Origin of the sequence: Streptomyces mobaraensis NBRC 13819 = DSM 40847, assembly GCF_017916255.1 — a bacterium.
Lineage (GTDB): Bacteria > Actinomycetota > Actinomycetes > Streptomycetales > Streptomycetaceae > Streptomyces > Streptomyces mobaraensis.
Window position 1 is genome coordinate 3,390,964 of the sequence record NZ_CP072827.1, and the last position, 13,810, is coordinate 3,404,773.

12 protein-coding genes are annotated in these 13,810 nt (G+C 71.2%); 2 read left to right on the plus strand and 10 right to left on the minus strand.

Annotated features, from left to right (window positions below):
- Positions 1 to 7 precede the first annotated feature (7 nt).
- The 9 genes from nuoI to J7W19_RS14330 all read right to left on the minus strand — a co-directional run bounded on the left by nuoI (position 8) and on the right by J7W19_RS14330 (position 9,872).
- On the minus strand, positions 8 to 613 hold the full coding sequence (gene nuoI / locus J7W19_RS14290) for an NADH-quinone oxidoreductase subunit NuoI (protein ID WP_004941745.1): 606 nt from the start codon (positions 611 to 613) through the stop codon (positions 8 to 10).
- Positions 606 to 2,030: an NADH-quinone oxidoreductase subunit NuoH gene (gene nuoH, locus J7W19_RS14295; RefSeq protein WP_004941749.1), complete on the minus strand. Its 1,425-nt coding sequence runs from the start codon at positions 2,028 to 2,030 to the stop codon at positions 606 to 608. Before nuoH ends, nuoI begins: the two co-directional genes overlap by 8 nt.
- Entirely contained in the window at positions 2,027 to 4,546 is a 2,520-nt protein-coding gene (locus J7W19_RS14300; protein WP_004941752.1) for an NADH-quinone oxidoreductase subunit G, read from the minus strand. Before J7W19_RS14300 ends, nuoH begins: the two co-directional genes overlap by 4 nt.
- Complete coding sequence (gene nuoF / locus J7W19_RS14305) at positions 4,543 to 5,922, minus strand: NADH-quinone oxidoreductase subunit NuoF (RefSeq protein WP_004941756.1); 1,380 nt, start codon at positions 5,920 to 5,922, stop codon at positions 4,543 to 4,545. Before nuoF ends, J7W19_RS14300 begins: the two co-directional genes overlap by 4 nt.
- Complete coding sequence (nuoE, locus tag J7W19_RS14310; RefSeq protein WP_040888720.1) at positions 5,919 to 6,737, minus strand: NADH-quinone oxidoreductase subunit NuoE; 819 nt, start codon at positions 6,735 to 6,737, stop codon at positions 5,919 to 5,921. Before nuoE ends, nuoF begins: the two co-directional genes overlap by 4 nt.
- Before the next feature lie 112 nt (positions 6,738 to 6,849).
- Entirely contained in the window at positions 6,850 to 8,226 is a 1,377-nt protein-coding gene (locus J7W19_RS14315) for an NADH-quinone oxidoreductase subunit D (RefSeq protein ID WP_004941761.1), read from the minus strand.
- The gene (locus J7W19_RS14320) at positions 8,226 to 8,948 is read right to left on the minus strand and encodes an NADH-quinone oxidoreductase subunit C (protein WP_004941762.1); all 723 of its coding nucleotides are present in this window, start codon (positions 8,946 to 8,948) and stop codon (positions 8,226 to 8,228) included. Before J7W19_RS14320 ends, J7W19_RS14315 begins: the two co-directional genes overlap by 1 nt.
- Positions 8,945 to 9,499 (minus strand): NuoB/complex I 20 kDa subunit family protein, encoded by a 555-nt coding sequence (locus J7W19_RS14325; protein WP_004941765.1) that lies wholly within the window; start codon positions 9,497 to 9,499, stop codon positions 8,945 to 8,947. Before J7W19_RS14325 ends, J7W19_RS14320 begins: the two co-directional genes overlap by 4 nt.
- 13 nt (positions 9,500 to 9,512) lie before the next feature.
- On the minus strand, positions 9,513 to 9,872 hold the full coding sequence (locus J7W19_RS14330) for an NADH-quinone oxidoreductase subunit A (RefSeq protein WP_004941767.1): 360 nt from the start codon (positions 9,870 to 9,872) through the stop codon (positions 9,513 to 9,515).
- Positions 9,873 to 10,642: 770 nt separating this feature from the next.
- On the opposite strand from J7W19_RS14330, the gene J7W19_RS14335 reads away from it, so the two are divergent.
- Positions 10,643 to 11,521, plus strand: a complete 879-nt coding sequence (locus J7W19_RS14335; RefSeq protein WP_004941768.1) for a C40 family peptidase — start codon at positions 10,643 to 10,645, stop codon at positions 11,519 to 11,521.
- A 102-nt stretch (positions 11,522 to 11,623) separates the two neighbouring features.
- On the plus strand, positions 11,624 to 12,436 hold the full coding sequence (locus J7W19_RS14340) for an alpha/beta hydrolase (RefSeq protein ID WP_004941770.1): 813 nt from the start codon (positions 11,624 to 11,626) through the stop codon (positions 12,434 to 12,436).
- On the opposite strand, the gene J7W19_RS14345 is transcribed toward J7W19_RS14340, so the two are convergent.
- A complete protein-coding gene (locus J7W19_RS14345) occupies positions 12,433 to 13,686 on the minus strand; it encodes a helix-turn-helix domain-containing protein (protein ID WP_040888722.1) in 1,254 nt (417 codons plus the stop codon). The genes J7W19_RS14340 and J7W19_RS14345 overlap by 4 nt on opposite strands.
- Positions 13,687 to 13,810: the final 124 nt, after the last annotated feature.

Here is a 13,810-nt window from a genome sequence, read left to right on the forward strand (position 1 = left end):
GCGAGATTCACGCCTCCACCCCCTCGGACGCCGGCTTCTCGCCCTTGCCGACCGCCACTTGCCGCTCGGTACCGGGCGCCGCCTCGGACACCAGCCCTCGGTAGTAGTCCTGTTCGGTCATGCCGGGGAAGATCGCGTGCGGGGAGTCGACCATGCCGTCCTCCAGGCCGGCGAGCAGCTCCTCCTTGGTGTAGATGAGCGATTCCCGGCTCTTGTCCGCGAGTTCGTACTCGTTCGTCATGGTGAGCGCCCGGGTCGGGCACGCCTCGACGCACAGCCCGCACAGGATGCAGCGCAGGTAGTTGATCTGGTAGACGCGCCCGTACCGCTCGCCCGGCGAGTAGCGCTCCTCGTCCGTGTTGTCCGCGCCCTCGACGTAGATGGCATCGGCCGGGCAGGCCCAGGCGCACAGCTCGCAGCCGATGCACTTCTCCAGGCCGTCCGGGTGGCGGTTGAGCTGGTGCCGGCCGTGGAAGCGCGGCGCGGTGGGCTTCTTGTACTCCGGGTACTGCTCCGTCAGCCGCTTCTTGAAGACGTCCTTGAACGTCACCCCGAAACCGGCCACGGGGTTCTTGCGGGGACGCGGGGCGTCCTCGCGGGCAGACTCAGGCACCGCCGGCCTCCTTTCCGTCACGAGATCCAGCAGACTCGTCACTCAGAGTATGCACTCCACCACTGACAGAGACCTCGCTCAGCTCCCGCTCCCGCCGTGACCTGCGGCGCGGCACCGGCGGCAGCGTCTGCCCGGGCAGCGGCGGAACGGGGTACCCGCCCGCCATCGGGTCGAAGGAGCCGTCGCCGTCGGGCACTTCGCGCTCCCGCTCCCCCCGGCCCCGGAAGAGGTCGGCGACGAAGGAGACGAGCAGGATCGCGACGACCGCGCCCGCGACGTAGAGGACGATCGACTGGAAGTCGTAGTCCTCGTTCCGCAGCGCCCGTACCGTCGCCACGAGCATCAGCCAGACCATCGAGACCGGGATGAGGATCTTCCAACCCAGCTTCATGAACTGGTCGTAGCGCAGCCGCGGCAGGGTCGCGCGCAGCCAGATGAAGAAGAAGAGGAGCAACTGGAGCTTGACGACGAACCAGAGCATCGGCCACCAGCCGTGGTTCGCGCCCTCCCAGAACGCCGAGACCGGGTACGGCGCCCGCCAGCCGCCGAGGAACAGCGTCACCGCGACCGACGAGACCGTCACCATGTTCACGTACTCGGCGAGCATGAACATCGCGAACTTGATGGACGAGTACTCGGTGTTGAAGCCGCCGACCAGGTCGCCCTCGGACTCCGGCAGGTCGAACGGCGCCCGGTTCGTCTCGCCGACCATCGCGACGATGTAGACGATGAACGACACCGGCAGCAGCAGCACGTACCAGCGGTTGTGTTGCGCGTCCACGATCGCCGAGGTGGACATCGAGCCGGAGTAGAGGAAGACCGCCGCGAACGACAGGCCCATCGCGATCTCGTAGGAGATCATCTGGGCGCAGGAGCGGAGGCCGCCGAGCAGCGGGTAGGTGGAGCCGGAGGACCAGCCGCCGAGCACGATGCCGTAGATGCCGACGGAAGCCGTGGCCAGGATGTAGAGGACGCCGATGGGCAGGTCGGTGAGCTGCATCGTGGTCCGGGTGCCGAAGATCGACACCTCGTCGCCGGCGGGCCCGAACGGGATCACCGCGATCGCCATGAAGGCCGGCACGGCCGCGACGATCGGCGCCAGGATGTACACCACCTTGTCGGCGCGCTTGACGACGATGTCTTCCTTCAGCATCAGCTTCACACCGTCGGCCAGGGATTGCAGCATTCCCCAAGGCCCATGCCGGTTGGGGCCGATGCGCCGCTGCATCCAGCCGATCAGCTTGCGTTCCATGACGATCGACAGCAGCACCGTCACCATCACGAACGCGAAGCAGAAGACGGCCTTGACGACCACGAGCCACCAGGGGTCGTGGCCGAACACCGACAGGTTCTCGGCGGCCAGCCCGCCGAGGGAGCCGGGCTCCCCCGGCCGGACCGTGTCCACGGCGGGGATCACGACAGCACCTCCGGTCCCTCGACGTCCCCGCCGGGTGCGATGCGCACGGCCTCCCCGGGGCGCGCCCCGATGTCGGAGGCGACGCCGCCGCCGGCGGAGTTCAGCGGGAGCCAGACCACCCGGTCCGGCATGGGCGTGATCAGCAGCGGCAGCCGGACGGTACCGGCCGGTCCGGTGACGGCCAGCGGCTCGCCGTCCGCGACCCCCGTCTCGGCCGCGGTCGCCGGGGAGAGCCGGGCGACGGCCGGGTGCCGGGTGGCGGCCAGGGCGTCGTCGCCGTCCTGGAGCCGGCCCTGGTCGAGCAGCAGCCGGTGGCCGGCGAGCACGGCCTCGCCCGGGCCCGCGGCGGGTGCCGGGCGGGCGGGTTCCGCGGGGTCGGCGGCGCGGGCTCCGGTCCAGGCGCCCAGCCGGGCCAGTTCGGCGCGCGCGGCCCGGACGTCGGGCAGCCGCAGCGGTACGGGCCCGTGCGGCCCGGTGGCCCCGGCGGCCATCGCGTCGGCGAGCATGTGCAGCACCCGCAGGTCCGGCAGGACGTGCCGGCGGACCATCTGGTCGGGCTTGAGCGCCGCCTCGAACGGCCGGGCCCGGCCCTCCCAGTCGACGAAGGTGCCGGACCGCTCGACGACGGCCGAGACGGGGAAGACCACGTCCGCCCGGTCCGTCACCTCGCTCGGCCGCTGCTCCAGCGAGACCAGGAAGCCGACCGCGTCCAGCGCCTCGCGGGCCCGCGCCGGGTCGGGCAGGTCGGCGGGCTCCACCCCGGCGACGAGCAGGGCGGCCAACTCGCCAGTGGCGGCCGCCTCGACGATCTGTCCGGTGTCCCGGCCCGTGGCGCGCGGCAGTTCGGGCAGGCCCCAGGCGGCGGCCGTCTCCTCGCGGGCGCGCGGGTCGGTGGCGGGCCGGCCGCCGGGCAGCAGCCCGGGCAGGGCGCCCGCCTCGACCGCGCCGCGCTCCCCGGCCCGGCGCGGGATCCACACCAGCTCGGCGCCGGTCGCGGCGGCCGTCGCCACGGCGGCGGTGAGCAGGCCCGGCACCCCGGCCGCCCGCTCGCCGACGACGATCACGGCGCCCTCCGCACGCAGCGCCCCGGCCGCCGCGCGGGCGTCCCGGGCGGTGCCGTCGGCGAGGGCGCGCAGCCACTCGGGCTCGGTGCCGGGGGCGGCGGGCAGCAGCGTGCCGCCCGCCTTCTCCAGCCCGCGGGTGGCGAACGGCGCGATCGAGAAGACGCGTTGACCGTGCTTGCGCCACGCCTTGCGCAGCCGCAGGAAGACGCTCGGCGCCTCCTCCTCGGCCTCGAAACCGACGAGCAGCACGGCCGGCGCCCGCTCCAGCGAGCGGTACGTCACCCCCGCGCCGTCCAGGTCCCGGCCGCGGCCGGCCACCCGGGCGGCCAGGAAGTCGGCCTCCTCGCCGCTGTGCACCCGGGCCCGGAAGTCGACGTCGTGCGTGCCGAGGGCGACGCGCGCGAACTTGGCGTACGCGTAGGCGTCCTCCAGCGTCAGCCGGCCGCCGGTCAGCACCCCGGCCCGGCCGTGCGCGGCGGTCAGCCCGCGGGCCGCGGCCTCCAGCGCCTCCGGCCAGCTCGCCGGCTCCAGGACGCCCTCGGCGGTCCGGACCAGTGGCGTCTCCAGCCGCTCCGGGCGCTGCGCGTAACGGAACGCGAAGCGTCCCTTGTCGCACAGCCACTCCTCGTTGACCTCGGGGTCCTCCTGCGCGAGCCGGCGCATCACCTTGCCGCGCCGGTGGTCGGTGCGGGTCGCGCAGCCGCCGGAGCAGTGCTCGCACACCGTCGGCGAGGAGACGAGGTCGAACGGCCGGGCGCGGAACCGGTACGCCACCGAGGTCAGCGCGCCCACCGGGCAGATCTGGATGGTGTTGCCCGAGTGGTACGAGAGGAAGGGGTCGCCCTCGCCGGTGCCGACCTGCTCCAGCGCACCGCGCTCCAGCAGTTCGATCATCGGGTCGCCGGCGATCTCGTTGGAGAACCGGGTGCAGCGGGCGCAGAGCACGCACCGCTCCCGGTCCAGCAGGATCTGCGGCGAGACCGGCACCGGCTTCTCGTAGGTGCGCTTGCGGCCCTCGAACCGGGTGTCTGCCTGCCCGGCGGTCATCGCCTGGTTCTGCAGCGGGCACTCGCCGCCCTTGTCGCAGACCGGGCAGTCCAGCGGGTGGTTGATGAGCAGCAGCTCCATCACCCCGCGCTGCGCCTTCCCGGCGACCGGGGAGGTGAGCTGGGTCTTCACCACCATCCCGTCGGTGCAGGTGATGGTGCAGGACGCCATGGGCTTGCGCTGGCCCTCGACCTCCACGATGCACTGCCGGCAGGCACCCACCGGGTCGAGCAGCGGGTGGTCGCAGAACCGGGGGATCTCGATGCCCACCAGCTCGGCGGCGCGGATGACGAGGGTGCCCTTGGGGACGGAGACCTGGATGCCGTCGATGGTGACGGACACCAGGTCGTCGGGGGGTACGGCCGCGTTCCCCCCGCCGGAGGGCGCGGACGTGGTGACGGTCATACGTGCACCTCCGGGTGCGACTGGTCGGCCCACACCGTGGACTTCGCCGGGTCGAAGGGGCAGCCACGGCCCCTGACGTGCTGCTCGTACTCGGCCCGGAAGTACTTCAGCGAGGAGAAGATCGGGCTCGCCGCGCCGTCGCCGAGCGCGCAGAACGACTTGCCGTTGATGTTGTCGGCGATGTCATCGATCTTGTCGAGGTCGGTGAGCCGGCCGCGGCCCGCCTCGATGTCCCGCAGCAACTGGACGAGCCAGTACGTCCCTTCGCGGCAGGGCGTGCACTTGCCGCAGGACTCGTGCGCGTAGAACTCCGTCCACCGGGTGACCGCCCGGACCACGCAGGTGGTCTCGTCGAAGCACTGGAGCGCCTTGGTGCCGAGCATCGAGCCGGCGGCGCCCACCGCCTCGTAGTCCAGCGGCACGTCCAGGTGCTCGTCGGTGAGCAGCGGGGTCGAAGACCCGCCGGGCGTCCAGAACTTGAGCCGGTGGCCGGGGCGCATCCCGCCGCTCATGTCGAGCAGCTGCCGCAGGGTGATGCCGAGCGGCGCCTCGTACTGGCCCGGGCGGGCGACGTGGCCGCTCAGCGAGTACAGCGTGAAGCCCGGGGACTTCTCGCTGCCCATCGAACGGAACCATTCCTTGCCCCGGTTGAGGATCGCGGGAACCGAGGCGATGGATTCGACGTTGTTCACCACAGTGGGGCAGGCGTAGAGGCCCGCCACCGCGGGGAAGGGGGGTCGGAGCCGGGGCTGGCCGCGGCGTCCTTCGAGCGAGTCGAGGAGGGCCGTCTCCTCGCCGCAGATGTACGCGCCCGCGCCCGCGTGCACGGTGATGTCCAGGTCGATGCCGCTGCCGAGGATGTTCCGGCCCAGGTAGCCGGCGGCGTACGCCTCGCGGACGGCCTCGTGCAGCCGGCGCAGGACGGGGACGGTCTCGCCGCGCAGGTAGATGAACGCGCGCTCGGAGCGGATCGCGTAGCAGGCGATGATCATTCCCTCGACGAGGGAGTGCGGGTTGGCGAAGAGGAGGGGGATGTCCTTGCAGGTGCCCGGCTCGGACTCGTCCGCGTTGACGACGAGGTAGTGCGGCTTGCCGTCGCCCTGCGGGATGAACTGCCACTTCATCCCGGTGGGGAAGCCCGCGCCGCCGCGGCCGCGGAGTCCGGAGTCCTTCACATAGGCGATCACGTCGTCCGGCGACATCGCCAGGGCCTTGCGCAGTCCCTGGTAGCCGTCGTGCCGGAGGTAGGTCTCCAGCGTCCAGGAGCGGGGCTCGTCCCAGAAGGCGCTGAGCACGGGCGCGAGCAGCTTCTCGGGTCCGTCGCCGCCCCCGGCCTCCGGCCGCGGGGTCCCGCCGTAGTCGGTGGACACGGTCATCCCTCCCCCTCCTCGGTGGTCCCGGTGACCGGTCCGCTGGGGTGCTCGGGATCCGAGGCGGACGTGGGCTGGGGCGCGTCATGGGAGCTCGGATGCTCCGGGGGGCGCTCGCCCAACGGCGGTGCGCCGCGCGGTGGTCCGACGCGCGCCGGGCCGTTCTCGCCCTTCGCCAGCCGCAGCCCGGCCAGCGAGGCATGCCCGGCGCCGCCGCCCGCCTCCACCGCGCCCGGCCGCTCGTCCGGGAAGCCGGCCAGGATGCGGGAGGTCTCGCGGTAGGTGCACAGGGGCGCCCCGCGGGTGGGCTCGACCGTGCGCCCGGCGCGCAGGTCGTCCACCAGGCGCTTGGCGCTCTCGACGGTCTGGTTGTCGAAGAACTCCCAGTTGACCATCACCACGGGCGCGAAGTCGCAGGCCGCGTTGCACTCGATGTGCTCCAGGGTGACCTTGCCGTCGCCGGTGGTCTCCCCGTTCTCCACGCCCAGGTGCGTCTTGAGCGCGTCGAAGATGGCGTCGCCGCCGAGCACCGCGCAGAGCGTGTTGGTGCACACCCCCACCTGGTAGTCGCCGCTCGGTTTGCGGCGGTACATGGTGTAGAAGGTCGCGACCGCCGTCACCTCGGCCGTCGTCAGCCCGAGTTGCTCGGCGCAGAAGCGGACGCCGGTGCGGGTGACGTACCCCTCCTCCGCCTGCACCAGGTGCAGCAGCGGCAGCAGCGCGCTGCGGCTGTCGGGGTACCGGCCGATCACCTCCCGGGCGTCGGCCTCCAGCCGGGCGCGCACGTCGGCGGGGTAGTCGGGTGCGGGGAGCTGCGGCATCCCCAAGTGCGTCTCCGTCGTCACGGCGCCTCCTCGTTCGCTTCTCCGCCCGCGCGGCGCAGAGGTGCGGCCAGCACGGTCAACTGCGGCCCGGCGGCCGCGCGTGCGACGCTCACCGGTCGACGCCTCCCATCACAGGATCGATGGACGCCACCGCGACGATGACGTCGGCGACCTGGCCGCCCTCGCACATCGCCGCCATGGACTGGAGGTTGTGGAAGGAGGGGTCGCGGAAGTGGACCCGGTAGGGGCGGGTGCCGCCGTCGCTGACGACGTGGGCGCCCAGCTCGCCGCGCGGCGACTCGATCGCCGCGTACGCCTGCCCCGGTGGCACCCGGAACCCCTCCGTCACCAGCTTGAAGTGGTGGATCAGGGCCTCCATCGAGGTCCCCATGATCTTCTTGATGTGGTCGAGCGAGTTGCCGAGCCCGTCCGGGCCCAGGGCGAGCTGCGCGGGCCAGGCGATCTTCTTGTCCGCGACCATGACCGGTCCCGGCTCCAGCCGGTCCAGGCACTGCTCGATGATCCGCAGGGACTCCCGCATCTCCTCCAGCCGGAGGAGGAGGCGCCCGTACGCGTCACAGGTGTCCACCGTCGGCACCTCGAACTCGTACGTCTCGTAGCCGCAGTACGGGTCGGACTTCCGCAGGTCGTGCGGGAGCCCGGCGGCGCGCAGCACCGGGCCGGTGACGCCGAGGGCCATACAGCCGGTGAGGTCGAGGTAACCGACGTTCTGCAGGCGGGCCTTGTAGGCGGGGCTGCCGACGACGAGCTTGTCGTACTCGGTCAGGTTCTTGCGCATCTTCTTCACGAACTCGCGCACCTGGTCCACCGCGCCGGGCGGCAGGTCCTGGGCGAGGCCGCCGGGGCGGACGTACGCGTGGTTCATCCGCAGGCCGGTGATCAGCTCGAAGATGTCGAGGATCATCTCGCGGTCCCGGAAGCCGAAGATGGCGACCGTGGTGGCGCCCAGCTCCATGCCGCCGGTGGCGATGAACACCAGGTGCGAGGAGATGCGGTTGAGCTCCATGAGCAGCACGCGCAGCGTCGTCGCCCGGTCCGGGATCTGGTCCTCGATGCCGAGCAGCCGTTCCACGCCCAGGCAGTACACCGTCTCGTTGAAGAGCGGCATGAGGTAGTCCATGCGCGTGACGAAGGTGGTGCCCTGCGTCCAGTTGCGGAATTCGAGGTTCTTCTCGATACCGGTGTGGAGGTAGCCGATGCCCGCGCGGGCCTCGGTGACGGTCTCGCCGTCGATCTCCAGAATCAGCCGGAGCACACCGTGGGTGGAGGGGTGCTGGGGGCCCATGTTGACGACGATGTGCTCGTCGTCGGTCGTCCGGGCCGCGGTGACGACCTCGTCCCAGTCGCCTCCGGTGACGGTGTAGACGGGCCCCTCGGTGGTCTCGCGGGGTCCTTCGGTGCTCCGGGGACCCTGGGCGGTCTTCCCGGAACCGTGCGGGCTCGTGGGGGATTCGCTGGTGGACATCAGCTGTACGACCTCCGCTGGTCCGGAGACGGGATCTGAGCGCCCTTGTACTCGACGGGGATGCCGCCGAGCGGGTAGTCCTTGCGCTGCGGGAAGCCCTGCCAGTCGTCCGGCATCATGATCCGGGTGAGCGCCGGGTGGCCGTCGAAGACCAGGCCGAAGAAGTCGTAGACCTCGCGCTCGTGCCAGTTGTTGGCCGGGTAGACGTCGACGACGGACGGCACGTGCGGATCGGCGTCGGGTGCGGTGACCTCCAGCCGGATCAGCCGGGCGTGCGTCACCGAGCGCAGGTGGTAGACGGCGTGCAGCTCGCGGCCCTTGTCCCCCGGATAGTGGACGCCGCTGACGCCGGTGCAGAGCTCGAAGCGGAGCGCCGGGTCGTCGCGGAGCGTCCGGGCGACGCGCGGCAGGTGCTCGCGGGCGATGTGGAAGGTGATCTGGCCGCGGTCCACGACGGTCTTCTCGATGGCGTCCGACGGGACGACGCCCTGCTCCTCCAGCGCGCCCTCCAGCTCGTCGGCCACGTCGTCGAACCAGCCGCCGTAGGGCCGGGCGGTCTCGCCGGGCAGCCGGACGGTGCGCACCAGGCGGCCGTAGCCCGTGGTGTCACCGCCGTTGTTCGCGCCGAACATGCCCCTGCGGACGCCGATGACCTCGCCGTTGTCACCGCGCTGGACGGGGACCCGGTCGTCCGGACGGCCGCGCTCGTCCTGCTCGCTCACGGCAGCAGCCCCTTCATCTCGATGAGCGGCAGGGACTTCAGCGCCGCCCGCTCGGCCTCGCGGTCGGCCTCGGCCCGGTGCGGGCCGAGCTTCTCGCCCTGGATCTTCTTGTGGAGCTTGAGGATCGAGTCCATGAGCATCTCCGGCCGCGGCGGGCAGCCGGGCAGGTAGATGTCGACGGGGACGATGTGGTCGACGCCCTGGACGATCGCGTAGTTGTTGAACATGCCGCCGCTGGAGGCGCAGACGCCCATGGAGATGACCCACTTGGGGTTGGGCATCTGGTCGTAGACCTGGCGCAGCACCGGCGCCATCTTCTGGCTGACCCGGCCGGCGACGATCATCAGGTCGGCCTGCCGGGGGGAGCCGCGGAACACCTCCATGCCGAAGCGGGCCAGGTCGTAGCGGCCGGCGCCGGTGGTCATCATCTCGATGGCGCAGCAGGCGAGGCCGAAGGTGGCGGGGAAGACCGACGCCTTGCGGACCCAGCCGGCGGCCTGTTCGACGGTGGTCAGCAGAAAGCCGCTGGGCAGCTTCTCCTCAAGACCCATGTGCGGTGGCCCCCTAGTCCCATTCCAGGCCGCCGCGCCGCCAGACGTAGGCGTAGGCGACGAAGACGGTGAGTACGAAGAGCAGCATTTCGACGAGGCCGAACAGCCCGAGGGAGTCGAAGGCGACCGCCCAGGGGTAGAGGAAGACGATCTCGATGTCGAAGACGATGAAGAGCATCGCCGTCAGGTAGTACTTGATCGGGAAGCGGCCGCCGCCGGAGGGCTGCGGCGTCGGCTCGATGCCGCATTCGTAGGCTTCGAGCTTGGCGCGGTTGTACCTCTTCGGCCCGATGAGCGATGCCATGACCACGGAGAAGATCGCGAAGCCGGCACCGAGGGCTCCCAGTACGAGGATGGGCGCGTAGGCGTTCACCGCTCCTCGCTCCTTCCAGTCGACGCTGACTGCTGGCTGACCGGACCTTCGCGCGGACCGCTCACCGGCGAACACCGCGGAAGGGTTCTGCGAAGATCGCGGGTATGTGAGGCAGTTCACAAGCCCGGGTCGAGGGCATCTTATGCCCGGTGGTCTGTGATCTGCGACACGGCGTACAGCACGGCGTTTGTGATCTCCACCACCTGACGAACGATCATCAAGTCGGATGAGCGGTGATCTTCTCACCCGAAGCATCCGAGTGATCGCCAGTGGTCACATTCCGGTGGTTTTCCGCTGGTCGAGGCGGGCTGCGGGGGCTGAGGCGTTATCAAGCCAACGATCATCAGCGCAAATTGGCATCTGCCACCGTCAACTGATATAAGAGCGCGCTCCGCTGAAGGGTCGTGACCGACCGTCGGCTCGTGCCCCGATTCACCATCCGCCGGGCGGCCGCCCGGGCGCCGCGCGACGCCCGCACCCCGGCCGTCGGCAAGAGGGCGTGCGCGTGAAGTCCGCCACGTAGGCGTTCGATCGGTGTCCGATTTGCCCGGCGATCTTCGACGGCCGAGACCGGAACGTGATATGCCGTGCCGCCGATCGCCCTCGGCGCCCAAATGCCATGCTTAACCGCATGATCACGATTGGGGGAACGGGCAGCGGAAAGACCGCTTCCGGTGCGCCTGCCCCGAATTCCGGGCACTCGAACGCCGTTTGTGGTCCACGTCACTTATATTGAACTCCACCTACGGCGCCTGGTAAGCCCTTGTCCCATGTCCCCCAACGCGCACATAACCAGCCACCGGAAGCCCCGTCGCCCCGCGACGCAGTCGTGGGCCATCCGCTCGGGTGTTGCCGGTGGCGTCCTCAGCACCCTGGCCGTCACGGGCGCCGCGCAGGCGACCGCCGCCGAGAAGCCGGCCGAGGCCACGATCGAGATGCCGGCCATCAACGCCGCGCTCTCCGCCTCGGTCGCCGAAAGCGCCGCGGCCACGCAGCAGACCGCGAACGACTACCAGGTCCGTGCGCAGGTGGACAAGGCGGTCGACCACGCCCGCGTCGCCGCCAAGAAGGCCAAGCAGGAGGCCGACCGCAAGGCCGAGGCCGAGCGCAAGGCCGCCGAGGCCAAGGAGAAGCGCGAGGCCGAGCAGGCCCGCGCCTCCCGCGACGCCCAGCGCACCGCCCTCGGCACCAAGGCCACCGCCTCCGCCGACAGCGACGACGAGGGCACCGGCACCGGCGCGAAGGGCTCCGGCACCGGCACCACCACGACGTCCACGAAGAGCACGGGTGCGACCGGCAACGCCGCCACCCTCATCTCCTTCCTCCGGGCGCAGGTCGGCAAGGCCTACGTGATGGGCTCCACCGGCCCGTCCTCCTACGACTGCTCCGGCCTGGTCATGGCCGCCTACCAGCAGATCGGCATCAGCCTCCCCCGCGTCTCCCAGGACCAGTCGACCGCCGGCACCCAGGTCTCCCTCTCCAACCTGCAGCCGGGCGACATCCTCTACTGGGGCCCCGCGGGCAGCGCCTACCACGTCGGCGTCTACATCGGCGGCGGCAAGTTCATCGGCGCCCAGAACCCCAGCACGGGCATCGTCGAGCGCGACATGAGCTACTCCCCGCCCACCGGCGCGGTCCGCGTCATGTGACGCACGGGCACATTCGAGACAAGGGCCGCCACCTCGGACAGAGGTGGCGGCCCTTCGCCGTGAACGCCTGCGCCGTCGACACGCCGTCACTACGATCGGCTCATGCCCGAGTCGGAGACGGCCTTCCGTTCGCTGGACGGCACCGCCCTCACAGGAACCCTGACCGCACCGGACGGACCAGGGCGCGGGCTGGTGGCGCTGGTGCACGGAGCCGGGGTGACCCGCGAGGAAGGCGGCTTCTTCACCCGCCTCGCCAACGGACTGGCCACCGCCGGATTCCAGTCCCTCCGCTTCGACCTCCGCGCCCACGGTACGAGTGGCGGGCGGCCGGAGGATGTGACCGTCACCGGTATAGCCAACGACATCCGCGCGGCCGGCGACCACCTCCGCACGGCCGCCGGCTCGGACCGCGCCGTCGACGTCGTCGCCGCGTCCTTCTCGGGTGGCGCGGCCGCCCTGCACGCCGCCCACCGCCCTCGGGACGTCCGCCGCCTGGTCCTGCTCAACCCCCGCCTCGACTACCACGAGCGGTACGCGACCAGCCGCCCATACGTCACGGACGACTACCTCACACCGGAGGCGGCCGAGGCTCTCGACAGCCGGGGATTCACCGAACACAGCCCGTTCGCCCTGGGTCGGGCCCTTCTGAACGAGGTTCACCACCTTGACCCCGCGATCTTCCTCGGGGAGGTCCAAGCCCCCACCCTCCTGGTTCACGGAACGAAGGACACCTTCGTCCCCGTCGATTCCTCCCGCCGCTATCTGGGCTGTTTCGGCGGCCCGGCGGAGCTGCTGGAACTCGAAGGAGCGCAACACGGCTTCGCCGTGCACGACGATCCCGGGTACCTCCACCCGCGATCTCAGGCGTGGCAGGCCGAGGTCATCGAACGCGTCACGGCCTTCCTGACCTGCTAGACCGGCAAGGAGGCGAGCGCGCGACGCAGCTCGCGCACGGTGGATCGCCTGCCGTACGGTCGCAGCAGGCCGGCAGAACGTCGCAGCTCGCGGAGCGCCTGGCCGAAACGCGGTGCGGCGGCCAGGCGCAACACGGACAACCCGGTCATCGCTGCCTCGTCGGGGTGGCCGGCCGCCGCCAACGCGCCCGCCAGGTGTGCTGTGAAGAAGGCCCGGTCCCGTGGGGCGAACGCGCCGGTGGCCAAGTGCTCTCGCAGGAGGGTGGCGGCCCGCTCCGGCCGTCCCGCCTCCCGGTGACAGACGGCGCTCTGCGCCATGAGGCGGTCGAGGTCGTATCCGCCGCACAAGGGGCCGATGCACGTCGCGGTGCCAACGGGGCCGCCAGGCGGAGCCGCATCGAGCGCTTCGCCGGCCCGGTCAAGCAGACGCGCGACGTCCTCTGGCGCCGCTCCGCCGAGTGCAAGGGCTCGTGCTTCCTGTTGCAACGCCTCCGCGCGGGCGCGGAGCGGCAACGACCAAGGACCGTGCACGGCCGCGTGCGCGAGGTCGCGCATACGGGCCGGGTCGGTGCGCTCGGTCGCCTGTGCCTTCCGGAGCAGGACGTAGCCGTGCATCGCCCCGTCCCCGCACAGATCAGCCCACTCGATCGCCCGGTCGTGCCAGTAAAGAACGGTCCCCGCGGATGCCCCACTGTCGCGATACAGCCAGGCCGTGAACTCGGCGGCTCGGCTGCCCAAATACAGCAGCTCCCGACGGACGTCGGCACGGGCTTCCCTCGCCATGCCCTCGATGGATCGCACCAGCTCCAGGGTGACCGGCAGAACGCCTCCGGGACCTCTCCGTCCGTCCAGGTAAGCGGCCCTCTCCAAAGCCGTGCCAAGACGGCTGACCAGCTCCCGTCCGCCGTGCCGGCGCACCTCGGCGCCTTCGACGAGCGGAGGGATCGGCGCCTCCTCCGGTGCAGATTCGGGAACCCGGTGGAAGGCAGCTCCCGACGCTATCGGGCGGACGAAACCCAACTGCTCCAACGGCAAGCCGAACATGCTCTCCAGCACGCGACGCGCATCGCGGTTCGGCCACTCCGATCGGCCCGACTCCCAGCGCCGCACCTGCCGGACAGAGATACCGGTGCGCTCTCCCAGCGTCAGCGCGTGGCGTTCATAGGCATCGGCGAATTCCTGCTGTGTGTGCCAGCCGTGCCGCACCCTGGCGGTCACGAGGAGCGTATTCCGCGACGCTGCTTCGGACATGGCGCCAGACGCTACTGCGCCGCCCGCCAGCCAGGAGCCGGCCCGGCGAAGTGTCCGCTGATGTGGCCTCGTTCACCCGCCGCCCGGGCGGTGCAATCGGCGTACCGACGCGCGCGCCGCGCGC

Coding starts and splice junctions, on each gene's coding strand:
- J7W19_RS14315 (WP_004941761.1), bottom strand. CDS start 8,226: ATGTCCACCAGCGAATCCCCCACGAGCCCGCACGGTTCCGGGAAGACC.
- J7W19_RS14325 (WP_004941765.1), bottom strand. CDS start 9,499: ATGGGTCTTGAGGAGAAGCTGCCCAGCGGCTTTCTGCTGACCACCGTC.
- J7W19_RS14335 (WP_004941768.1), top strand. CDS start 10,643: ATGTCCCCCAACGCGCACATAACCAGCCACCGGAAGCCCCGTCGCCCC.
- nuoF (WP_004941756.1), bottom strand. CDS start 5,922: ATGACCGTGTCCACCGACTACGGCGGGACCCCGCGGCCGGAGGCCGGG.
- J7W19_RS14340 (WP_004941770.1), top strand. CDS start 11,624: ATGCCCGAGTCGGAGACGGCCTTCCGTTCGCTGGACGGCACCGCCCTC.
- J7W19_RS14345 (WP_040888722.1), bottom strand. CDS start 13,686: ATGTCCGAAGCAGCGTCGCGGAATACGCTCCTCGTGACCGCCAGGGTG.
- J7W19_RS14300 (WP_004941752.1), bottom strand. CDS start 4,546: ATGACCGTCACCACGTCCGCGCCCTCCGGCGGGGGGAACGCGGCCGTA.
- nuoE (WP_040888720.1), bottom strand. CDS start 6,737: ATGCCGCAGCTCCCCGCACCCGACTACCCCGCCGACGTGCGCGCCCGG.